18 protein-coding genes are annotated in these 21,100 nt (G+C 72.3%); 14 read left to right on the top strand and 4 right to left on the bottom strand.

From position 1 onward, the window contains the following. Nucleotide 1 precedes the first annotated feature (1 nt). On the bottom strand, nucleotides 2–895 hold the full coding sequence (locus ACIQ9E_RS12560) for a helix-turn-helix domain-containing protein (protein WP_389879915.1): 894 nt from the start codon (nucleotides 893–895) through the stop codon (nucleotides 2–4). Nucleotides 896–1,176: 281 nt separating this feature from the next. Here ACIQ9E_RS12560 and ACIQ9E_RS12555 point away from each other — a divergent pair, with 281 nt between their 5' ends. After that, nucleotides 1,177–1,617, top strand: a complete 441-nt coding sequence (locus ACIQ9E_RS12555; RefSeq protein WP_403706054.1) for an ATP-binding protein — start codon at nucleotides 1,177–1,179, stop codon at nucleotides 1,615–1,617. Nucleotides 1,618–1,868: 251 nt separating this feature from the next. Further along, nucleotides 1,869–2,318 (top strand): nitroreductase family deazaflavin-dependent oxidoreductase, encoded by a 450-nt coding sequence (locus ACIQ9E_RS12550; RefSeq protein ID WP_403706052.1) that lies wholly within the window; start codon nucleotides 1,869–1,871, stop codon nucleotides 2,316–2,318. Between the two features lie 28 nt (nucleotides 2,319–2,346). Here ACIQ9E_RS12550 and ACIQ9E_RS12545 read toward each other — a convergent pair whose 3' ends face one another. Next, complete coding sequence (locus ACIQ9E_RS12545; protein ID WP_403706050.1) at nucleotides 2,347–3,564, bottom strand: amidohydrolase family protein; 1,218 nt, start codon at nucleotides 3,562–3,564, stop codon at nucleotides 2,347–2,349. Between the two features lie 263 nt (nucleotides 3,565–3,827). Between ACIQ9E_RS12545 and ACIQ9E_RS12540 the strand changes: the two genes are divergently transcribed. From ACIQ9E_RS12540 to ACIQ9E_RS12500, 9 genes are all read left to right on the top strand, one after another. Beyond that, nucleotides 3,828–4,586: a polysaccharide deacetylase family protein gene (locus ACIQ9E_RS12540; RefSeq protein ID WP_403706048.1), complete on the top strand. Its 759-nt coding sequence runs from the start codon at nucleotides 3,828–3,830 to the stop codon at nucleotides 4,584–4,586. Between the two features lie 188 nt (nucleotides 4,587–4,774). Further along, complete coding sequence (locus ACIQ9E_RS12535; protein ID WP_403706046.1) at nucleotides 4,775–7,735, top strand: AfsR/SARP family transcriptional regulator; 2,961 nt, start codon at nucleotides 4,775–4,777, stop codon at nucleotides 7,733–7,735. A 503-nt stretch (nucleotides 7,736–8,238) separates the two neighbouring features. Continuing rightward, on the top strand, nucleotides 8,239–8,706 hold the full coding sequence (locus ACIQ9E_RS12530; protein ID WP_403706044.1) for a hypothetical protein: 468 nt from the start codon (nucleotides 8,239–8,241) through the stop codon (nucleotides 8,704–8,706). A gap of 442 nt (nucleotides 8,707–9,148) precedes the next feature. Then, a complete protein-coding gene (locus ACIQ9E_RS12525; RefSeq protein ID WP_403706042.1) occupies nucleotides 9,149–10,714 on the top strand; it encodes an ATP-binding protein in 1,566 nt (521 codons plus the stop codon). After that, complete coding sequence (locus ACIQ9E_RS12520) at nucleotides 10,711–11,145, top strand: roadblock/LC7 domain-containing protein (protein WP_006348672.1); 435 nt, start codon at nucleotides 10,711–10,713, stop codon at nucleotides 11,143–11,145. The genes ACIQ9E_RS12525 and ACIQ9E_RS12520 overlap by 4 nt, the downstream gene beginning before the upstream one ends. Further along, nucleotides 11,142–11,690 carry a DUF742 domain-containing protein gene (locus ACIQ9E_RS12515; protein WP_403706039.1) on the top strand — a complete coding sequence of 183 codons (549 nt, stop codon included), beginning with the start codon at nucleotides 11,142–11,144 and terminating at the stop codon, nucleotides 11,688–11,690. Before ACIQ9E_RS12520 ends, ACIQ9E_RS12515 begins: the two co-directional genes overlap by 4 nt. Next, nucleotides 11,665–12,339, top strand: a complete 675-nt coding sequence (locus tag ACIQ9E_RS12510; RefSeq protein WP_403706037.1) for a GTP-binding protein — start codon at nucleotides 11,665–11,667, stop codon at nucleotides 12,337–12,339. Before ACIQ9E_RS12515 ends, ACIQ9E_RS12510 begins: the two co-directional genes overlap by 26 nt. A 152-nt stretch (nucleotides 12,340–12,491) precedes the next feature. Beyond that, nucleotides 12,492–13,871 carry a cytochrome P450 gene (locus ACIQ9E_RS12505; protein WP_403706247.1) on the top strand — a complete coding sequence of 460 codons (1,380 nt, stop codon included), beginning with the start codon at nucleotides 12,492–12,494 and terminating at the stop codon, nucleotides 13,869–13,871. 2 nt (nucleotides 13,872–13,873) lie between these two features. Then, nucleotides 13,874–15,133 carry a cytochrome P450 gene (locus tag ACIQ9E_RS12500; protein ID WP_403706034.1) on the top strand — a complete coding sequence of 420 codons (1,260 nt, stop codon included), beginning with the start codon at nucleotides 13,874–13,876 and terminating at the stop codon, nucleotides 15,131–15,133. Here ACIQ9E_RS12500 and ACIQ9E_RS12495 read toward each other — a convergent pair. Continuing rightward, the gene (locus ACIQ9E_RS12495) at nucleotides 15,130–16,728 is read right to left on the bottom strand and encodes a FadD3 family acyl-CoA ligase (RefSeq protein WP_403706245.1); all 1,599 of its coding nucleotides are present in this window, start codon (nucleotides 16,726–16,728) and stop codon (nucleotides 15,130–15,132) included. The two genes, ACIQ9E_RS12500 and ACIQ9E_RS12495, sit on opposite strands and share 4 nt — an antisense overlap. Nucleotides 16,729–17,096: 368 nt before the next feature. On the opposite strand from ACIQ9E_RS12495, the gene ACIQ9E_RS12490 reads away from it, so the two are divergent. The 3 genes from ACIQ9E_RS12490 (at nucleotide 17,097) to ACIQ9E_RS12480 (ending at nucleotide 19,549) form a co-directional block, all read left to right on the top strand. Further along, complete coding sequence (locus ACIQ9E_RS12490) at nucleotides 17,097–18,245, top strand: lipid-transfer protein (protein ID WP_403706031.1); 1,149 nt, start codon at nucleotides 17,097–17,099, stop codon at nucleotides 18,243–18,245. A 3-nt stretch (nucleotides 18,246–18,248) separates the two neighbouring features. Further along, the gene (locus ACIQ9E_RS12485; RefSeq protein ID WP_403706028.1) at nucleotides 18,249–18,686 is read left to right on the top strand and encodes a Zn-ribbon domain-containing OB-fold protein; all 438 of its coding nucleotides are present in this window, start codon (nucleotides 18,249–18,251) and stop codon (nucleotides 18,684–18,686) included. A gap of 68 nt (nucleotides 18,687–18,754) precedes the next feature. Next, nucleotides 18,755–19,549: an enoyl-CoA hydratase/isomerase family protein gene (locus ACIQ9E_RS12480; protein ID WP_403706243.1), complete on the top strand. Its 795-nt coding sequence runs from the start codon at nucleotides 18,755–18,757 to the stop codon at nucleotides 19,547–19,549. Between the two features lie 21 nt (nucleotides 19,550–19,570). Here the strand turns inward: ACIQ9E_RS12480 and ACIQ9E_RS12475 are convergent, their stop codons facing one another. Next, the gene (locus tag ACIQ9E_RS12475; protein ID WP_403706025.1) at nucleotides 19,571–20,794 is read right to left on the bottom strand and encodes a serine hydrolase domain-containing protein; all 1,224 of its coding nucleotides are present in this window, start codon (nucleotides 20,792–20,794) and stop codon (nucleotides 19,571–19,573) included. Between the last annotated feature and the right edge of the window lie 306 nt (nucleotides 20,795–21,100).

Below are 21,100 nucleotides of genomic sequence, written 5' to 3'. Positions count from 1 at the left end.
TCTACTGCTTTCTCGCTAGTTCCTTCACGAAGTCGATGGTTTCCTCGACCCCGAGGGCCGCACCTGCCATCGCATCGAACCGGCGGGTGAACCGGTCCACTTCCCGGGGCTTGTCAGAGGTAGAAACCGCACCCCAGGCATTGTCGGCCTGGACACGAGAGGGCAGATCGCCGAGGTCAAGAATGGAGAAGTCGTGAATCGCCCGGTAGCCGCGACGAAACGGCATCACCTGGATGGCTATGTTGACCTCTTCCGTCAGCCGAATGATCTCTTCGTACTGCCCTTGCATCACCGCGTCGTCGCCCACAGGGATGCGTAGAGCCGCCTCACCGAGGATCACGCGAAGGCGGACTGAATCCTCACGGCTCAGGACCCTGCGCTTTCGCTCCATCCGAAGTTCGACGCTGCGCCTGATGAACTCCGCAGTGGTGTCCTCGATGGGGCGGCCCATCTCATGTACTGCTTTTGCGTACTCCGGGGTCTGAAGCAGGCTGTACACCACCGTCGGGTGATACGCCATAATCCCGACCGCCTCCGCCTCCAGCCCCACATAGTGCGGCATCCCCGTCGGCATGAACGCCCGGTACTGCGTCAGCCACTCCTCCGACGGTGCCTCGCGGTTCAGTTCGATCAGCTGTTGGACGAGTTCGGGATCGGTGACGCCGTACCGCCTCAGCAGGGTCCGGAGGGTTCCCACGTTCCGGCGGAAGTTCAGCTCGCCCAGTTCGATTCGGGTGAGCGTCGGCTCCGAGAGGTCGCTCAGGCCTTTGACCGCAGCTCTGCGCGTCATCCCCTTGAGGCGGTCTACCTCTACCGGGGGACAGTTCTCCCGTAACTGCCTCAGCTGAATACCTAGTTCCAGGCGACGCCCTGTCGCCCCTCGTTTGGCTCCCACGTGCGCACCCTCCAGTGCCCCTCGTGTCAGTTAACTATCTCCGTGAGCGGGCGCGCTACACCCCTGCGCAGGCCCTCAGGCCCGTTGTGCACGTCCCCGCATAGTCCACTTACGGGTGTTTCAGAATTTTCAAGGACGTTGTGGTTGCAGGGAGTTCGACCCTGCCGCCACCGTAGTTGAGGAAGACGAACCATGTGCGGCCTTGCTCGAACCCACACCACCTGCGAGCTGCGGATTCGCACATTCGCGCGACCCCTGTACAGGCTTGCGGGAGGACCCTCATGTGCACCTCAACACTCGATCCCGAGACCCCTTCGACCGTCGGGTTCGAAGTGCGGTTGAACCGGTCAGGGAAGGCCGGTGATCCGCTCACCGAAGAGGACCGGCTGTGGCCCGGACTCATGCGGTACGCCGCTCAGGCCCACACCCGGCTGTGGCGGCTGGACCATCTCACCGACGCCGTGGACCTGATCGTCTCCGAGCTGGTGACGAACGCCCTGGTGCACGGCGAGGGTGCCGTGGACATCCGGATGTGGCGGACGGACAAGCGGCTGTTCGTGGAGGTGGGGTCGGCCAGTCCGCGGGTGCCCCGGATGCGGGAGTCCGGGCCGCTCGACGAGAACGGGCGGGGGCTGCATCTGGTGGCCGTACTCGCCGACGGGTGGGGGGTGACGGCAGGCGGGGCCTGGTGTGCGCTGCGGGTCGACCGGGAAGCGGCATGAACGGGCAGCGACCCACGGAGGCCGGTACGTGCCTCCCCCCGAGGCCGCTGAATCTGCTGGAACCGTGGCCGGACGTCGTCATACTGCCGAGCAGCCTCGCCCGGGCGCTGACCGTCGTGGAGCCGCCGTACTGGGAACCGCTCTCCGGCCATCACGCGGCAGGTTCTCCGGGAAGGGCGCCGAGGGGTGCGAGGATCCTTTCCCGTGGCGGCAACCACGCCGCCGCGTCACCGCCGGCGAAAGGGCCGATCGTGTCCGAGCAGCAGCCGATGTCACCGTCGGAGTTCAACCAGAAGATCATCGAGGAGTTCCGGGGGAACGCGGGCCGGGTCGGCGGGATGTTCGAGAACCTGCCGCTGGTGCTCCTCACCACCACCGGCGCCCGCAGCGGAAAGGCGACGACGACCCCGCTGGCGTACACGCAGGACGGCGACCGGGTGCTGGTCTTCGCCTCCAACGGCGGCGCCGACCGGCACCCCGCCTGGTACTGGAACATCTCGGCGCACCCCCGGGTGACCGTGGAGGTCGGGACCGGGAGCGGGGAGGTGGAGACGTACGAGGCCACCGCGGTCGCCCTCCAGGGCGAGGAGCGCGACCGGCTGTACGCGGCGCAGGCCGAGCGCGTCCCGGCCTTCGCCCAGTACCAGGCCGGGACCGAGCGGGTGATCCCCGTGGTCGCGCTGGAGCGCACCGCGCCGTAGAACCGCAGAGCCGTGGAGCTGTAGGGATTCAGCCCGCCCAGAGGCCGTCCTCCGTCAGGCCCAGCAGTTCGATCGCGTTGCCCCGGACGATCCGCTCGACGACGTCCGGGGCGAGGTGGCCCATCTGCGCCTCGCCGACCTCACGGGATTTCGGCCAGGTCGAGTCGGAGTGCGGGTAATCCGTCTCGTACAGCACATTGCCCACGCCTATCGCGTCGAGATTGAGCAGCCCGAAGGGGTCGTCGAAGAAGCAGCCGTAGATGTGCTCGGCGAAGAGTTCGGACGGCGGGCGCAGCACCTTGTCCGCGACCCCGCCCCAGGCGCGGTTCTCCTTCCACACCACGTCGGCGCGTTCGAGGATGTACGGGATCCAGCCGATCTGGCCCTCCGCGTACATGATCCGCAGCCGGGGGAAGCGTTCGAACTTGCCGCTCATCAGCCAGTCGACCATCGAGAAGCAGCAGTTGGCGAAGGTGATGGTGGAGCCGACGGCGGGCGGGGCGTCGGCGGAGGTGGACGGCATCCGGGAGGACGAGCCGATGTGCATGGCGATGACCGTTCCGGTCTCGTCGCACGCTTGGAGGAAGGGGTCCCAGTCGTCGCTGTGGACGGAGGGCAGGCCCAGGAACGGGGGGATCTCCGAGAAGGCGACGGCGCGGACCCCCCGGGCGGCGTTGCGGCGGACCTCGGCGGCGGCGAGTTCCGCGTCCCAGAGGGGGACGAGAGTGAGGGGGATCAGCCGCCCTCGCGCCTCGGGGCCGCACCACTCCTCGACCATCCAGTCGTTGTAGGCGCGGACCGAGAGCAGGGCCAGCTCCCGGTCCTTGGCCTCGGTGAAGGTCTGGCCGCAGAAGCGGGGGAAGGTGGGGAAGCAGAGCGCGGACTGGACGTGGTTGACGTCCATATCCGCGAGGCGCTCCGGGACGCTGTAGGAGCCGGGCCGCATCTGCTCGTAGGTGATCACTTCGAGTCTGATCTCGTCGCGGTCGCAGCCGACGGCGGTGTCGAGGCGGGTGAGGGGGCGGCGGAGGTTCTCGTAGAGCCACCAGTCGCCGATCGGGCCGTCGTCCCCCTTCTCCCCCATGACCGGCGCGAACTTTCCGCCGAGGAAGGTCAGCTCCTTGAGGGGGGCGCGGACGATGCGCGGGGCGGTGTCCGCGTACTTCGACGGGAGCCGGTCCCGCCAGACATGAGGGGGCTCCACCGTATGGTCGTCCACCGAGATGATCTTCGGGAAGGTCTCCATGGATTCACGGTAGCGTCGATCTGACGGTACGTCAGCTAGCTGGTTCGCCGGTGGTACGGCGCCGGAGCAGCGGGTCCCGGACCGGGCGGGCGGGGCTTCCCGGCCGGACGCGCACCACCCGCCCCATGGACCTCTCCTCCACCCCGGGGAACCGCGACCCCCTCCGCCGCGTCCTTCCCAGTGCCCCCGCCGAGCGGGCCGCACGCCGTGTGTAGTGTGCAAGCGGAAGTGACCGCTCCAGAAAACCCAGGGGGACCCCCACCATGCCCGCCACCAGGAGGAACGTCCGCCTGATAGCCGCCGCGGCGCTCGTCGCACTCGCCGTGCCCGTGCTCGCGGGCTGCGGAATGGAAACCACCGCGCCCGCGACCGCGCGCGGGGACGCGAAGGGCGAGCCGGCTCCGGGGACCACCGACTGCGAGAAGGTGAAGTGCATCGCGCTGACCTTCGACTCCAGCCCGGGCAAGAAGACCCCCCAGCTACTCGACTACCTCAAGAAGGAGAAGGTCCCGGCGACCTTCTTCGTCATGGGCCGGAACCATCTGACCAAGTGGCCCGAGGTGGTGAAACGATTCGCCGACGAGGGCCACGAGGTCGCCAACCACACCTGGACCCACCCCCGGCTCGACAAGCTGAAGAAGGACGAGATCCGCGAGGAGCTGTCCCGGACCAATATCGAGCTGGAGAAGATCACCGGGCAGAAGCCCACCCTGATGCGGCCGCCGCAGGGGCGGATCAACGACGACGTGACCGCCGTCTCCAAGGAGCTGGGACTGGCCCAGATCCTCTGGAACGCGACCGCCAAGGACTACTCGACCAACGATTCCGCCCTGATAGAGAGCCGCATCCTCAAGCAGGCAAAGAAGGACGGAATCATTCTTTTGCATGACATCTACGACGGGACGGTTCCCGCCGTTCCCGGGATCGTCGCGGAGCTGAAGAAGCGCGGCTACACCTTTGTCACGGTGTCCCAGCTGCTGGCTCCGGCCAAGGCCAACCCCGGTGAAATCTACCGGCCTTGACGCTTCGGCCCCGGCTGACCAGGGAAAGCGGAGGGACGATTGCCGGATGTGGCGGAAGATCGCCATGGGGTATTACGGGCCCCGGGGGCCGGGCATTGAGCCGAATGAAGCGCTCCGCCTGCTGACGGGGCCGTCGTGTACAAGGCAGACTGTCGGATGCGAACCGGCAGTTGGGGGCAGGGGGCAGCATGGACCGTGACAGCGGGCCTCGCGTACCGGAGCAGCGCACTCCGGCGCCCAACGAGGCCAGTGGAGCCAACGACGCCGTCGAACTCCGCTTCAGTGTGCTCGGCCCCGTGCGGGCGTGGCGCGCCGGGCAGCCGCTGCCGTCGGGCTCCCCGCAGCAGCGGGCCCTCCTCGCCGCGCTGCTGCTGCGCGACGGCCGGACGGCGACCTCGCACGAGCTGATCGACGCGATGTGGGGCGACGAGCCGCCGTCCCAGGCGCTGGCCACCATCCGGACCTATGCCCACCGGCTGCGCAAGGTGCTCTCCGCGACCACCCTGGTCTCCGAGTCCGGCGGCTACGCCCTGCGGATAGAGCGGGACGCCCTCGACCTCTTCGTCGCCCAGGAGCTGGCCGCGGCGGCCGAGAAGGTCCGGGCCGCCGGGGACCCGGCCCAGGCCCGGATGATGATCAACAAGTCTCTGGGCCTGTGGGACGGCGAACCCCTGGCCAATGTCCCCGGCCCCTACGCGGAGAATCAGCGCACCCGGCTGGCGGAGTGGCGGCTCCAGCTCATGGAGACCCGGCTCGACCTGGATCTGGAGGTCGGGGCCCATGCCGAGGCCGTATCGGAGCTGACGGCCCTGACCGCCGCCCATCCGCTGCGCGAGCGGATGCGGGAGCTGCTGATGCTCGCCCTCTACCGCAGCGGCCGCCAGGCCGAGGCCCTCGCGGTCTACGCGGACACCCGGCGGCTGCTCCTGGAGGAGCTGGGCGTCGACCCCAATCCCGAGCTGTCGCAGCTCCAGGAGCGCATCCTGCGCGCGGACGCGACGCTCGCCGCGCCCGTCGAGCACCATCCGGCACCGGTTCCGCTCGCCCAGCCCGCGCAGCTCCCGGCGACCGTCCCCGACTTCACCGGCCGGGCCGCGTTCGTCCGGGAGCTGAGCGAGCAGCTCTCGGCGGCCGAGGGCTCCGTGATGGCGGTGTCCGCGCTCGCGGGCATCGGCGGTGTCGGGAAGACGACGCTCGCCGTCCACGTCGCCCACGAGGCCCGCCCCCGCTTCCCCGACGGCCAGCTCTACGTCGACCTCCAGGGCACCAGCACCCGCGCCGCCGAGCCCGAAGCGGTCCTGGGCGCCTTCCTGCGGGCCCTCGGGCTGCCCGAGGCCGCCGTCCCGGAGACCCTCGACGAGCGGTCCGCGCTCTACCGCTCCACCCTCGCCGGCCGCCGGGTCCTGGTCCTGCTGGACAACGCCCGGGACGCCGCCCAGATCCGCCCGCTGCTGCCCGGCACCGCGGGCTGTGCCGCGCTGGTCACCAGCCGGGTCCGGATGGTCGACCTCGCCGGGGCGCATCTGGTCGACCTCGATGTGATGTCCCCGGAGGAGGCGCTCCAGCTCTTCTCCCGGATCGTCGGCTTCGAACGGGTCTCGGCGGAGCGGCAGTCGTCGCTGGACGTGGTCGCCGCCTGCGGCTTCCTGCCGCTGGCGATCCGGATCGCCGCCTCCCGGCTGGCCGCGCGGCGCACCTGGACGGTGTCGGTGCTGGCCGAGAAGCTCGCCGACGAGCGCCGCCGCCTCGACGAGCTACAGGCCGGCGACCTCGCCGTGAAGGCCACCTTCGAGCTGGGGTACGGCCAGCTGGAGCCCGGCCAGGCCCATGCCTTCCGGATGCTGGGGCTGGCGGACGGTCCCGATATGTCCCTGGCCGCCGCAGCCGCCGTCCTCGGCCTCCCGGTCCAGGAGACGGAGGATCTGCTGGAGGCCCTCGTCGACACCTCCCTGCTGGAGTCCGCGGCCCCCGGCCGCTACCGCTACCACGATCTCGTCCGGCTCTACGCCCGGTCCTGCGCCGAGCGCGACGAGACCTCCGAGGAGGGCGAGGCGGCCCTCGCCCGGCTGCTGGACTTCTATCTCGCCACCGCCGCCCGGGTGTACGGGATCGAACGCCCCGGCGACCGTCTCGTCGACCACGTCGGGCCGGTGAATCTCGAAGGGGTGGTCTTCGCCGACCGCCGCCGCGCCCAGGACTGGCTGTACGCGGAGGCGAACTGCCTGCTGGCGAGCGCCCGGCAGGCGGCGGGCGCGGGGCGGCTGAGGCTCGCCGCCGATCTGCTGTGGGCCGCGCAGGGGCTGGCCGAGTCCGGGGCCAACTCCAAGCTGTACGAGCTGGCCGCCCTCGCCGTGCGGGACGCCGCCCATGAGGCGGGGGAGCTGCGGACCGAGGCCCGCGCCCGGGTGTCGACGACCAATGTTCATCTGATCGCGGGCCGTTACGAGGAAGCGGACGACGAGGCCCGGATCGCGGCCGAGCTGGCCCGCGCCGTCGGGGACGCCGCCCCGCAGTACTGGTCGGACAACGACCGGGGCATCATCGCCTTCAACCAGGGGCGCTACGAGGCGGCGGAGGGCTTCCTGTGCAGCGCATCCGAGGGCGCCCGGCTCGACGGCAGCTTCTCCAGCGAGGCGAGCGCCCTGTGCAACCTCTCCCGGACCCAGCTCGCCCTCGACCGGGTGCCGGAGGCGATCGACCTGGCCCGGCAGGGCGTCGCGATATACGAGCGGATCAACCACACCCTCCGGCTGGCCAACGCCCGCTATGCGCTGGGCGTCGCCCTCACCCAGGCGGGGCGGCACGCGGACGCGCTGGAGCAGCTCTCGGAGGCCATGGAGCTGTTCGAAGCCAACCGGCAGCGGCTCTGGGAGGGCACGGCCCATTTCCGGATCGCGCAGGTCCATCTCTCGGCCCGCCGCGCGGCCCGCGCCGCCCAGCACTGCGAACAGGCCCTCGCCATCGGCTGCATCGGCGGCGACCGGATCCGGGGCATCGTGCTGATCACCCTGGGCCGGGCGCTGTCGGCACTGGGCCAGGCAGACCGCGCCCGGGTCTGCTGGGTGGAGGCCGCATCCCTTCTGGAAGCGGCGGGAGCACCGGAAGCGGAAGAGGCCAGGGCGCTGCTCTCACCGCTGAGCACGCTCTGAGAGCCCGACGGTCCGGCCCCGGCGCCTGCCGTCCACCGGGCCGCCCCGGCACGGAACCTCCCGGCGCGGAATCTCCCGGCGCGGTAGCCACGGGCACCGGCCACGCGGCACCAAGCGGAAGGACGGCCCGGCGGGAAGCGGAGGGAGCGTCAGGAAGTCTCAGCGGCCTCTGATCAGGGGGCGTGAAGGCGCTCGGAAGCGAATTCCGGGGGCGCACGCTCGAACACGCTTGACGTACCGACCCCTCGGGCGACAGCGTTTCCCCAGTTGGGAGCGGTTGTGACCGCTTGCTGTCTCGACGTTCATCGAATGTTTATGCCGATCCGACATGCTCGTCAGCAGTCGATCCGTCGCAACGGGGGGCAGACGGATCACGCGGGACCTGCTCCTCTCCGGGGGGTCAGGAGCAGGTCCCCCGGCCTTCCGTCCGGGAACCCTCGGGGGAGTCCCCGGCCGGAAGGCCCCTTTCGTTATCCGGCACCGACACATGGGGGACAGGAAAGATGACACAGAACAGTTCGAACGAATTCATTGCACGCGGCGCCGCGCAGGCGCCGTCCGTTCCCGAGGGCATCCTGCCCCGCGAGCGCCACACCCCGGCACCGCCCGCTCCGGGTCCGGTCACCCCGCCCGTCGTCCCGGCCGATTCCGGCACGGGTCGGCCGCAGTCACCCGTCCCGGCCGGCGCCCCGCAGGACGAGGCGAAGGTCCCGGTCCCGCCCGCCGAGGGGATCCTGCCGCGCGAGCGCCACACTCCGGCGCCTCCCGCGCCCGGCCCCGTCACTCCGCCCACCACGGCCGAGGCTCCCGTCACACCGCCCGTGACACCTCCGGCCACCACGGGCGACGGCGCCCCGGCGACGGCGGACGGCGCTGCCACACCGCCCGTCCTTCCGTCCGAGTCCACGGTGAACGAGGAGTTCGTCACGATGGAGCGCCACACTCCGGCACCGCCCCGGCCCAAGGACTGAGGCTCAGGCCCCCGGTCCACGGACCGGGACTCCGTCTCCGGCCCCAGGCCTGAGCCCCCCGGGGCCGGAGACGGCCGGAGACGGCCGGAGTCCACCGTTGAACAAGGTACGGCCGCGGCATCCCGGGGGAACGCCGCGGCCGTACCGCTCCGTCCGGACCCGACGGACCAACGAGTCAACACATCAACACGTCGGCAGGGCAGCAGGGCAGCAGGGCGATGCCCACCATGCTTCACCAGGGAAAACAGTCATCACAGCACTCCCACCCGCCACTTGAGTCCCCTTGGGCCCCATAGAGGTAAATCCTGGACATAAGCGGTGGATCATTAAAACAAGTTCACAAATTCTTCCCGGGGCCCCTCCCGCAACCGATCACTAACGGTGTGTACTTGAGCGGTCGTCGACGACGACACCAGAACCACCACCCTCCCCAGAGGTTTCGATGATCGAGATACCGGAGCTGGCCGCCGCGGGCCTGGCCGCCGGGACCCTGTCGGCCCTCGTCCTGGGAGGTGGCCTGCTGCGGGCCCGGCGTACGGGGTCCCGGCGGGCCGCCGAGATCGAGACCCTGCGGGCCCATCTCGCCGTCGCCCGCGAGGAAGCGGACCGTACGGCCGGGGCCGCTGCCGCCGAGGCCGCCCATCTCGCCGAACACCGGCTTCCGGCCACCGCCACCCGGACCGTCCACCCCCATGTCCGGGTCCCCGGCCCGCTGCGCCCCGAGGTCGCCACCGGCGAACTGGGCACGGCCCTGGACAGCATCCTCACCGGTGTGAGCACCGCTCTCGACCAGGAGCGGAAGCGGGTCGACGCCGCCGCCCGGGCCGTGATGCGGGGGGCCACCCGCGAGGTCCAGGCCGGGCTCTACCGCCTTCAGGACGATCTCCGCGCCCTCCAGCAGCGGTACGACGACCCCGAGCTGGCCCGGACGCTCTACGCCCTCGACCACGAGAACGAGCAGTCGCTGCGCCGGGCCCAGGTCGCGTCGGTGGTCTGCGGCGCCTGGGTCGGTCTGGCCCGGGAGGACTCGCACCTGGTCGACGCGGTGACCGGCGGGCAGTCCCGGCTCGTCGGCTACGAACGCGTCGAGATCGGCAACCATCTGGAGGACGGCACCGCGCTCGTCTCGCACGCCGTCGAACCCGTGGCGATCATCGTCGCCGAACTGCTGGACAACGCCCTGCGCCACTCCTCCTCCGACACCCGGGTCACGGTCCATCTGGAGCGGGCGCACCACGGGGTCACCGTCACCGTGGACGACGCGGGCGTCGGCATGGGCAGCGACGAACGAGCCTACGCCCAGCGGATGGCGGCAGGAAGCGAACCGATTCTCCTCTCCGAACTCGGCGATCCGCCGAGGATGGGCCTGGCCGCCATCGGCCAGCTCACCCGGCAGTTCGACCTCTCGGTGGATCTGTCGTCGCCGTCCCCCTACGGGGGCGTCCGCGCCGTACTGCTGATCAAATCCCATCTGCTCAGCCGGATCGACCCGGTCGAGCGGCCCCCGGCGGCCAGCGCCCCGCGCTCCACCCGGGGCGCCGCGGAGGCGGCGGCGCAGGAACGGTCCGGCCGGCATCTGCTCACCGATCTGCACGGACTGCCCGTCCGGCAGAGCCGCCGCCCGGCCGCGCCCGCCCAGGCGCCGACCTCCGGTGCGCCCGCGGACCTGCCCGCGGATCCGCCCCCGGAGCCGGCCGCGGCTGAGCCCACGGCCGCCCCACCACGGCAGCCGGACCCGGCACCGGACCCGGACCCGGCGGCCGAACACCCCCAGCACCACCGGCCGGAAGGTGACGCGCTCCCCCGGCGCCGTCGCCGGATCCGGCCGGACGGAACCGACGGAACGGGGGCGGCCCCCGCCCGCCCCCGTCCCCCCGTGCGGACCCCGGAGGAGGCCGCCGCCGCCCTCGGCGCGCTCCAGGCCGGTACCGCGGCCGCACGCAACGCCGCCGAACCCGGCGCCCTCGACCCCGGCGCCGGCCCCACCGAAGGGAACGACCCCCGATGACCACCCGTACCTCCCGCGACTCCGGCGACACCGCGTGGGTGCTCGACCCGATCCTGGAGATCCCGCATGTACGGGCCGCCGTCCTGCTGACCCTCGACGGCCTGGTCTCCGGCTACTCCGACCGGCTGTCGCGGCCCTCGGCCGAGCGCACCGCCGCCATCATCAGCACCGTGCAGGGCGCCTGCCGCAGCGCCGCGGCGACCTTCGCCGACCGGGACACGGCCGAGGTGCGCCAGGTCGTCATCGAGTCGGACCACGGCTACATCCTGGTCGCGCCCACCCGCCACGGCACCTGTGTCGCCGCCTACGGAGACCCCGAGGTCCGGCTCGACCTGCTGGCGCACCGGGTCCACTCCCAGGTGGCCCGGCTCGGCGAGAAGGCCATGTCCGCGGCGCCCCGCGGGACCGATGGCGACGTCACTGCCGGATGACGGCCCGCCGGGGCGGCCGTCCCCTGGTCCCGGCGTATCTGTCGACGGGTGGTCAGACCAGTCCCGGTACGGACTCCCTGGAACGGCTGTCGATCCTCACGGGCCTGGTCGCACCGGGCGCCGGTACGGACCCGGGCCCCGGGCACGAACCGCCGGACCCCGGGTCCCCCGCGGACCCGCACCCGTCACCCCCGGCGGGCCTGCCGGATCCGGCACCGGTGCCCGGACCGGCGCCGGATCCCGCGGTCCGTAACACCCGCGGGAACGGGCTGCCGTTACCGCTGCCGGCCGGTCCCGAGCCGGAACTGCCGCCCGGACTCCCCGCGGCCGAGTGGGCGCTGCTCGACATCCTCGACGGCGGTTCCCTCACGGTCGTCGAGGTGGCCGCCCTCCTCGGGCTGCCGGTGTCCGCCGTCCGCGTGCTCGCCGTCCGGCTCATCGACCGGGGGCTGGTCCGCGCCCGTCCGCCCATCCCCTGCGCAGCCATGCCCGCGCCCGATCTGTTGAAGAGAGTCGTCGATGGCCTCCGCGCCCTCAAGCTCTAGCCACGGCTCCGGCGGTATGCATCTGCCGGACGATACCCGCGAACTGGTGAAAATCCTGGTCGTGGGCCCTTTCGGGGTCGGTAAGACCACCCTGATCGACTCGGTGTCCGAGATCCGTCCGCTGCATACCGAGGAGCAGCTCACCGAGGCGTCGGTGGCCGTGGACGATCTCGCCGGGCTCCGGGACAAGACCACCACGACCGTGGCGATCGACTTCGGCCGGATCTCCCTCGCCGGCGGCATCGTGCTCTATCTGTTCGGCACCCCCGGGCAGGAACGATTCAGGACCCTGTGGGCGGATATCGCGTACGGGGCGCTGGGCGCGCTGGTGCTGGTGGACACCCGCCGGATCGACGCCTCGTTCGAGGTGCTCGGGCTGGTGGAGGAGAGCGGTCTGCCGTACGCGGTGGCGCTGAACACCTTCCCGGACTCCCGGGACCACTCCGAGGAGGAGTTGCGGCGGGCGCTGGACCTGGAGCCGGCGACCCCGATGGTGCGGTGCGACGCCCGGGACCGCAACGCCTCCGTCGACGCGCTGCTCGCGCTCGTCGAGCATCTGCTGACGCTGACGCCCTCCGGCGGCGCGCCGTGCGCACGGCCGGAGTACACCCTCGCCAACAGCCCCCGGACGGAGAGCCAGTCCCGGTGAACCAGCCCCCCACCTCCTCCCCCGAGCCCCCGCACCCCTGCCGCACCTTCCGCACCGAACACACCGGCCACACCAGCCACACCGCACACGCCGCACACGCCGCACACACCGCACACACCGGTCACGGCGGGGACGTCGAACGCGCCCGAGCCGTGCGCAGCCGGGAGCCGGAGCCGGTCCGCCTCTGGGAGGAAGGTTTCGCCGCCGATCCGCACACCTACTACGCGGCGCTGCGCGCCCAGGGCCCGGTCGGCGTCGCCGAACTCGGCCCGGGTGTTCCCGCGTACGTCGTCACCGACCGGCGGGCCGCCCTCGACCTCCTCCACGACGACGCCACCTGGTCCCGCGACCCCCGCCCCTGGGAGGCCACGGTCCCGGAGGACCACCATCTCCTCGGCATGATGCGCTGGCGCCCCAACGCCCTCTTCGCCGACGGCGCCGCGCACGTCCGCTACCGCCGGGCGCTGGTCGACTCCTTCGCCCTGGTGGAGCCCCACGATCTGCGCGAACGGGTGCACCGGGCCGTCGACATACTCGTGTCACGGATCGGCCCGGCGGGCCGCGCCGATCTGGTGGCCGAGTTCTCCCGCCCCCTGATGTCGCTGATCTTCAACAATCTCTTCGGGCTCCCGGACAGCTCCAGCGACCGCCTCCACACCTCTCTCGCCAAACTCATGGAGGGCGGCGAGCGTTCGGCCGAGGGGGAGGCCGAGTACGGCGCGTACGTCTTCGAACTGATCGCCGCCAAAACCGCCCGGCGCGGTGACGACCTCACGAGCCGGCTGCTCGACCACCCGCTCGGGCTGAGCCGGGAGGAGGTCACCTGGCAGGTCTTCCTCTCCTTGGGCGCGGGCCATGAGCCCACTTCCAACCTGGTGTCCAACGCGCTCTCCCGGATCCTCGGCAATCCGGACTACTACACGACCCTGACCAGCGGTTCACGGCCGGTGATGGACGCGGTGCTGGAGGTGCTGCGCTACGAGACACCGCTCGCCAACTACGGCATCTACTACGCCAGGGAGTCAGTCGCCTGCCACGGGGTATGGGTACGTGCGGCGGTGCCCGTCGTCGTCTCGTACGGCGCGCTCGGCCACTTCGCGGAACGGGAGCACGGGGGCACCCACCACCCGCACGACGCCTCCCACCTGTCGTGGTCGGCAGGTGAGCACGCCTGTCCCGTGAAACAGCACACGCTGCTCATCGCCACCGAGGCGATCGAACGGCTGACCCAGTGGCTTCCGGATCTCGACCCTCTGCTGCCCCGCTCCCGGCTCACCTGGCGCCCCGGCCCCTTCCACCGTTCGCTGACCGCGCTGCCCGTCCGCTTCTCGCCGCGTACGCCCGACACCGAACAAGAGCGCACCCTGCGGATCCCCCGTACTCCGGCCTCCGCGGATGCCTCTCCCCGTGCCGCCCGCACCGGCACCCCGTCCAACGGCGTCCATCATCCGGGCGCCGTGCCCTCCCGTGCCGCCCGCACCGGCACCCCCGGCCCCACTCACACCGACGCAACTCACGAGTCAGGAGTCTGAGGATGACCGCGACCCAGACCGGGACCGAACCCCGGGCCGAGCAGCTCCCCGTCGCCATCGACCCCTTCGGCGCCGATATCCCGGGCGAGAGCGCCAGGCTCCGCGCCCTGGGGCCCGTCGTCCCCGTCGAGCTGCCCGGCGGCATTCCGGCGTGGGCTCCGACGTCGTACGACATCCTCCGGACGCTCATTCTGGACCCGCAGGTCAGCAAGGACCCGCGGAAACACTGGGCCCGGTTCGGGGAGACCGCGACCCGGCCGTCCTGGGGGTGGATCCTGAGCTGGGTCGGCGTGATCAACATGCTGTCGACGTACGGCCCCGACCACACCCGGCTGCGGAAGCTGGTCGCGCCGAGCTTCACCGCCCGCCGGACCGAGAAGATGCGCCCGCGCGTCGAGGCGACCACGGAGGAGCTGCTCACGGCCCTCGGCGAGGCCGCGGAGCGCGGCGAGACGGTCGATCTGCGGGCCGGGTACGCCCAGGAGCTGCCGATGCGGATCATCTGCGAGCTGTTCGGTGTGCCGGAGCACCTCGTGACCGACGTCGGCACGCTGATCACCGCGATCATCAACACCAGCGACCAGAGTGCGGAGCACGCGGCCTCGGTACAGCGGCAGATCGGTACGGTGCTGCCCGCGCTGATCGCGTACAAGGCGGAGCACCCCGGCGACGATATGACGACGGAGCTGATCCGGGTCCATGACGAGGACGGCGACCGGCTCAGCGACGAGGAGCTGGTCTACACGCTGCTGCTGGTGATCGGCGCGGGGTACGAGACGACGGTCAATCTGATCGGGAACGCGGTGGTGCTGCTGCTGAGCCACCCGGAGCAGCTCGCGGCGGTCCGGTCGGGCGAGATCGGCTGGGACGCGGTGGTGGACGAGGTGCTGCGGGTGGCCCCGCCGATCGCGGGTCTGCCGCTGCGGTTCGCGGTCACCGATATCGAGATCGCGGGTGTCACCATCCCGGCGGGGGAGGCGATCCTGGCGACGTACGCCGCCGCGGGGTACGACCCGGCGCACTACGGGGACGAGGCGGCGGCCTTCGACGCCCGCCGCGGCGCGGACGACTCCCTCGCCTTCGGTATCGGCGTTCACCGCTGCATCGGCGCCCCGCTGGCCCGGGTGGAGGCCCTGACCGCGCTGCCGCGGCTCTTCGAACGCTTCCCGGGGATGCGGCTCGCGGTACCGGCGGACGAGCTGCAGCAGGTGCCGTCGTTCATCGCGTACGGCTGGCAGGAGATCCCGATCGTGCTGAGCTAAGCCGGGTCCGGGTGTGCGGGTCCCGGTGGCCGGCCGGGGCCCGCGGCAGCGGCGCGGCGCAGTTCGCCCTTGAGGATCTTGCCGGAGGCGTTGCGCGGCAGTTCGGGGACGAACTCGACCTGCCGCGGCACCTTGTAGTTGGCCATCTCCCGCCGGGCCCAGGCGATGAGGTCGTCGGCGGTGAGGCAGGCGCCGGGGCGGCGTACGGCGTAGGCCTTGCCGACCTCGCCGAGCCGGGCGTCCGGGATGCCGATCACGGCCACCTCGACGAGGTCGGGATGGGCCCCGACGAGCTGTTCGATCTCGGCCGGATAGGCGTTGAAGCCGCCGACGATGAACATGTCCTTGATGCGGTCGGTGATCCGGAGGTTGCCTTCGGCGTCGAGGATGCCGATGTCCCCGGTGTGCAGCCAGCCGTCCGGGTCGACGGCGGCGGCGGTCGCCTCGGGGTCCTCGAAGTAGCCGCTCATCACGTGGTATCCGCGCACCAGCACCTCTCCGGGTTCGCCGGGCGCGGCCAGCACCCGGACCTCGGTGCCGGGCAGGGCCCGGCCGGAGGTGCGGGCGATGGTGCCGGGGTCGTCGCCGCGGCGGCACATGGTGACGAAGCCGCCCGCCTCGGAGAGCCCGTAGGCGGTGAGGACGGTGCCGATGCCCAGTTCGGTACGGAGCCGTTCGACGAGCCGGCGCGGGACGACGGCGGCGCCGGTGACGACGAGCCGCAGGGTCGACAGGTCGTGGGCGTCGCGGGCCGGATGGTCCAGCAGGGTCCGGTGGAGGGTCGGCGGTCCGGGCAGGACCGAGATCCGTTCGGCGGCGATGTTGGCGAGGACGGTGTCCGTACCGGAGACCGGTTGGGGGACCATCGTGGCGCCGCGGGTGAGGCAGGCGATGATGCCCGCCTTGTAGCCGAAGGTGTGGAAGAACGGATTGACGATGAGATAGCGGTCGTCGGCGCGGAGCCCGGCGAGTTCGCTCCAGAGGTCGTAGGCGCGCAGGGTCTGCGCATGGGTGATGACCGCGCCTCTGGGGCGGCCGGTGGTGCCCGAGGTGAAGACGATGTCGGAGGGGTCGCCGGGTGCGACGGTGTCGGCGCGGGCGCGTACCTCGTCGGCGCCGGTGGCGGCTCCGGCGGCGAGGAAGTCGCGCCAGGTGAGGCAGGAGTCGGGCGCGGTGTCGTCGAGGACGACGGTCTGCCGCAGTTCGGGGAGTTCGGGGTCCGCGCGGCGCAGGGACGCGAGGTAGGAGGTGCCGAGGAAGGTGCCGGTGACGAAGAGGAGCCGGGCCCGGCAGCGGCGCAGGATGTAGGCGGCTTCGGCGCCTTTGAAGCGGGTGTTGAGGGGGACGAGCACGGCCCCGGCGGTGACGGCTCCGAGGGCGGAGACGATCCACTCCGGGGTATTGGGGGCCCAGACGGCGACGCGGTCGCCCTTGCGGACGCCGGAGGCGATACAGGCGGCGGCGGCGCATTCGACCTGTGCGCCGAGTCCGGCGTAGCTCATGCGGATACGGCCGCCTTCGGCGACAACGGCTTCGCGGTCCCCGTGCTCGGCGGCGGCGCGTCGGACGAGCCGGGGAATGGTGCCCCAGACCAGGTCCCCGCGGGGGTCGCGGGCGGGGGCGGGTCCGTGCCGGGGCGCCGCAGCGGGCGCCGGGTCCGTACCGCGTGCCGGTGCCTGCGCCGGGCCCGGCGTGGGCGTGGAGCCGGTGGCGCCCGCAGACACCGGCCCGGGTGCGGGCCCCCGCCCGGGCGGCGCGGTCGGGGCCGTACCGCCGCCTGCCGGTGCGGGCCCCCGCCCGCCCCGTGCCGGGTCCGCGCCCGCCGGATGTGTTCCCGCCATCCCCTGCCTCCCGTCACCACCACCGCCCCGCACCGGAGCTGACTATCCGTCAGATTAACGATAGCCTGACGCACTGTCAGCAGTCGGCCGTCAGTGGTCGGCATCGAACAGCGGAGGGGTCCGTGGCCGGTCTCAAGGACGCGACGGCGATCGCCGGTATCGGCCGTACCGCCTTCGCGAAGCAGTTGCCCGAGTCCGAGCGGACCCTCGCCTGCCGGGCGATCGTCGCCGCCCTCGACGACGCCGGTATCGCCGCCTCCGAGGTGGACGCCTTCGCCTCGTACACCATGGAGGAGACCGACGAGGTCGAGATCGCCAAGGCGATCGGCGCCGGAGACGCCACCTTCTTCTCCAAGGTCGGCTACGGCGGCGGCGGTTCCTGTGCGACCCTCGCCCATCTCGCCGCGGCCATCGCCACCGGGCAGGCGAGCGTGGGCGTCGCCTGGCGGTCCCGCAAACGCGGCAGCGGCCCCCGCCCCTGGCGGAACACCGCCGTCCAGCTCCCCACCCCCGGCCAGTGGACCCGTCCCTTCGGGCTGCTCCGCCCCGCCGACGAGATCGGTATGCTCGCCCGCCGGTATATGCACGAGTACGGCGCCACCCGCGACCACTTCTTCAACGTCGCCCTCGCCTGCCGCAACCGGGCCAACCAGAACCCCGCCGCGATGATGTACGACCGCCCGCTGACCCGCGATATGTATATGACCTCGCGGTGGATCAGCGAGCCGCTCTGCCTCTTCGACAACTGTCTGGAGACCGACGGCGCCCTCGCCTGCGTCGTGGTCTCCGCCGAACGCGCCCGCGACTGCCGGCAGCAGCCCGTCTATCTCCACTCCGTCGCCCAGGGCCTGCCCGCCCAGCACCACGGGATGGTCAACTACTGGAACGACGACCCGCTCACCGGCCCCGCCTGGACCGCCGCCCGCCAGTTGTGGAAGACCGCCGACTTCGGCCCCGACGACGTCGACGTCGCCCAGATCTACGACGCCTTCACCCCCCTGATCCCGCTCTCCCTGGAGGGCTACGGCTTCTGCGGCCGCGGCGAGGGCGCGGCCTTCACCGAGGGCGGGGCGCTGGAGATCGGCGGCAGGCTGCCGCTCAACACGGCGGGCGGCGGCCTCTCGGAGGCGTACGTCCACGGATTCAACCTGATCACCGAGGGGGTGCGGCAACTGCGCGGCACCTCCACCGCCCAGGTGCCGTCCGCCTCGACCTGCCTGGTCACGGCGGGCGAGGGCGTGCCCACTTCGGCCGTACTGCTGAGGAGCTGACCGATGAGCCTGCTGAGTCCGGTCGTCGACGGCGACGGCGCGCCCTTCTGGGAGTACGCGTCCCGCGGCGAACTGCGGGTCCAGACCTGCGACGGCTGCGCCGAGCCGCGATTCCCGCCCCGGCCCTGCTGCCCGCACTGCCAGTCCTTCGGCTCCGCGTGGCGGCCGGTGAGCGGGCGGGGCCGGATCTGGTCGTACGTCGTACCGCATCCACCGCTGCTGCCCGGCTACGCGGAGTTCGCCCCGTACAACGCCGTCCTCGTCGAACTCGCCGACGCGCCCCGGATCCGGCTCGTGGGCAATGTGGTGGCGGCCGCCGACGCGCCGCTGGACTCCGTCGACCCGGCGAGGCTGCGGATCGGCGCGGGCGTACGGGTGGTGTTCGCGCCCCCGGACGAGCAGGAGCTGCGGCTGCCGCGCTGGCTGCTGGAACGGCCGTGACGGGCCCTCCCGGAGAGACCGCCGGGGCCGGGGGGACGGCCCCTCCCGGAGAAGCGCCCGCGGCCGGGGTGCGGATCGACCGGAGCGCGGTCGCGGCGACCGGGGTCGCGGTCGTCGTCCTCGACCGGCCCGACCGGCTCAACGCCCTCGACCTGCCCGCCGCCGCCGCGCTCGCCGCGGCCTGGCGCGCCTTCCGCCACGACGGTTCCGTCCGGGCCGTCGTCCTCACCGGCTCCGGCACCCGGGCCTTCTGCACCGGGATCGACCGCTCGGTCCGGGTGCCGCAGCCCACGTCCCCGTACAGCATCGACGATCCGCTGCTCACGATCGGCCCCAAGGCCAACGACCTGTGGAAACCGGTCGTCGCCGCCGTCGAGGGCATGGCCTGCGGCGGGGCGTTCTATCTGCTCGGGGAGTGCGAATTCCTGATCGCCTCCCGCGAGGCGTCGTTCTTCGACCCGCATACGGCGTACGGCATGGTCAGCGCGTACGAGTCGGTGCTGCTGGCCCAGCGGATGCCGTACGGGGAGGCGGCCCGGCTGGCGCTGACCGGCACGGCGGAACGGCTGTCGGCGGTCCGGGCGTACGAGACGGGGCTGGTCTCCGAGCTGACGGAGCCCGGCGGGGCGCGGGCCGCCGCGCTGCGGGTCGCGGCGGCCATCGCGGCCCAGCCGCCGCTCGCGGTCCAGGGCACGGTACGGGCGGTCTGGTCCGCCCGGGAGGCCGCGCGGTCCCATGCCCTGGCCCTGGCACCGCATCTCATCGCCCTGGGGAATCTGCCCCCGGAAGAGCAGGCACGGCTCTTCGCGGGGCGGAAGGACGGGCGGCAGGACGGGGCACCCCCGGACCATCGGCTGCGCTGAGGTGCCGGGGCGCGGCCCGGGTCAGCGGCGGGCCGCGTACTCCCAGAAGCCGCGCATCAGCGGGGGTGCGCTCGGGCCGGTCAGCGCGGTGGTGGTGAGCAGTACGGCGAGCGTGCCGGTCGACGGCACGAGATGGGCGGAGGTGCCGGTGCCGCCGATCCACCCGTACCGGCCGGGAATGTTCCACGGCGCGGACGGTTCCACGTCGACCGAACCGCCGAAGCCCCAGCCCTGCCCGTCCAGGAACACCGCCCCGGCCTTGCGCTGGTCGGCGGTCAGATGGTCGGTGGTCATCAGGCCGACGGACTCCGGCGCCAGGATCCGGCGGCCGTCCGGGCCGGCGCCGCGGGCGAGCAGCATGGCCAGGAAGGCGCGCAGGTCTCCGGCGGTGCCGACCAGACCACCGGCGCCGGAGGCGAACGCGGGCTCCCGGCTCCACATCCCGTCGGGGGCGTCCCAGAGGGAGAGCCCGCCGCCCTGCTCCGGTTCGCCGCCGCCCGGAACACCGCCGTCGCCCGTTCCGTCGTCGCCCGGTTCGCCCGGCCGGTAGAGCGCGGTGAAGCGGTCGAGCTTCCCCGCCGGGACGCTGAACGCGGTGTCGGCCATCCCCAGCGGTTCGAAGAGCCGCTCGGCGAGGAACTCCGCGAACGGCTGCCCGGTCACCCGGGCGATCAGCACGCCCTGGATATCGGAGGTGGTGTTGTAGAGGAACTGCTCGCCGGGCTGGTGGAGCAGGGGGATCCGGGCCAGGGCCGCCAGCCAGGTGTCGGGGGCGGGGATGCCCGCCGGTTCGGGCGGGGTCTGCGGCAGCCCGTCGACGAGCGCCCGGACGGCGGGCAGGCCGAAGTCCGCGGGGTATCCCCAGCCCGCGCGGGCGGTGAGCAGATCGCAGACGGTGATGGGCCGGACGGCGGGAAGGACGTCGCCGACGGGCCCGTCCGGGGTCCGTACCACCATCGGCGCGGCCAGTTCGGGCAGCCAGCGGGCCACCGGATCGCGCAGCGCGATCCGCCCCTCGTCGACAAGGAGCATCACGGCGGCGGCGGTGACCGGTTTGGTGAGGGACGCGATCCGGAAGATGCTGTCGGGGGCGATATCGTCCGGCCCGCCGAGGGTGCGGCTGCCCGTGGCGGCGATCTCGGCGGTGTCGCCGCGGGCGACGAGCCCCACGGCCCCGGTCGCCCGCCCCCGGCGCACCCCCTCCGCCAGCAGGGCCCGCAGTCCGGTCTCCGGTGCCTCGGTCATCACGGTCTTCCTCTCGCCGTCGCGGTCGCCGCGGTGGTGGTCGTGGCCGCGGCGGTACGGGAAGGTGGACTCCCGCGGGCGCGGATCCTCATCGGAGGAAGCCTGCAGGGTACGGCACCCGGCCGGGCCGGGCCCGCGCTCGGCACCGTACCGCCGGATCGGGTACGGGCTCACGCGGCGCGGCGGGGACGGCCGTGATCGGCCGGGGCAGGTACCGGAGCGGCCGGGGTGCCGCCACGGTCGCCGACCGCCGCACCCGGTACCGGCTCGCGCCGCGCGCCCCGGCACGGCCGAACGGACAAGGAC

Source organism: Streptomyces sp. NPDC094448 (assembly GCF_044763775.1).
Classification (GTDB): domain Bacteria; phylum Actinomycetota; class Actinomycetes; order Streptomycetales; family Streptomycetaceae; genus Streptomyces.
The sequence above is the reverse complement of the archived record's forward strand: the minus strand, read 5'-3'. Positions and strand labels throughout refer to the sequence as shown.

Bases quoted from the DNA above. Each gene is read 5' to 3' on its own strand.
- ACIQ9E_RS12485 (WP_403706028.1), top strand. From the start codon at position 18,249: ATGAGCCTGCTGAGTCCGGTCGTCGACGGCGACGGCGCGCCCTTCTGG.
- ACIQ9E_RS12525 (WP_403706042.1), top strand. From the start codon at position 9,149: ATGATCGAGATACCGGAGCTGGCCGCCGCGGGCCTGGCCGCCGGGACC.
- ACIQ9E_RS12530 (WP_403706044.1), top strand. From the start codon at position 8,239: ATGACACAGAACAGTTCGAACGAATTCATTGCACGCGGCGCCGCGCAG.
- ACIQ9E_RS12510 (WP_403706037.1), top strand. From the start codon at position 11,665: ATGGCCTCCGCGCCCTCAAGCTCTAGCCACGGCTCCGGCGGTATGCAT.
- ACIQ9E_RS12475 (WP_403706025.1), bottom strand. From the start codon at position 20,794: ATGACCGAGGCACCGGAGACCGGACTGCGGGCCCTGCTGGCGGAGGGG.
- ACIQ9E_RS12545 (WP_403706050.1), bottom strand. From the start codon at position 3,564: ATGGAGACCTTCCCGAAGATCATCTCGGTGGACGACCATACGGTGGAG.
- ACIQ9E_RS12520 (WP_006348672.1), top strand. From the start codon at position 10,711: ATGACCACCCGTACCTCCCGCGACTCCGGCGACACCGCGTGGGTGCTC.
- ACIQ9E_RS12555 (WP_403706054.1), top strand. From the start codon at position 1,177: ATGTGCACCTCAACACTCGATCCCGAGACCCCTTCGACCGTCGGGTTC.
- ACIQ9E_RS12500 (WP_403706034.1), top strand. From the start codon at position 13,874: ATGACCGCGACCCAGACCGGGACCGAACCCCGGGCCGAGCAGCTCCCC.
- ACIQ9E_RS12535 (WP_403706046.1), top strand. From the start codon at position 4,775: ATGGACCGTGACAGCGGGCCTCGCGTACCGGAGCAGCGCACTCCGGCG.
- ACIQ9E_RS12515 (WP_403706039.1), top strand. From the start codon at position 11,142: ATGACGGCCCGCCGGGGCGGCCGTCCCCTGGTCCCGGCGTATCTGTCG.
- ACIQ9E_RS12540 (WP_403706048.1), top strand. From the start codon at position 3,828: ATGCCCGCCACCAGGAGGAACGTCCGCCTGATAGCCGCCGCGGCGCTC.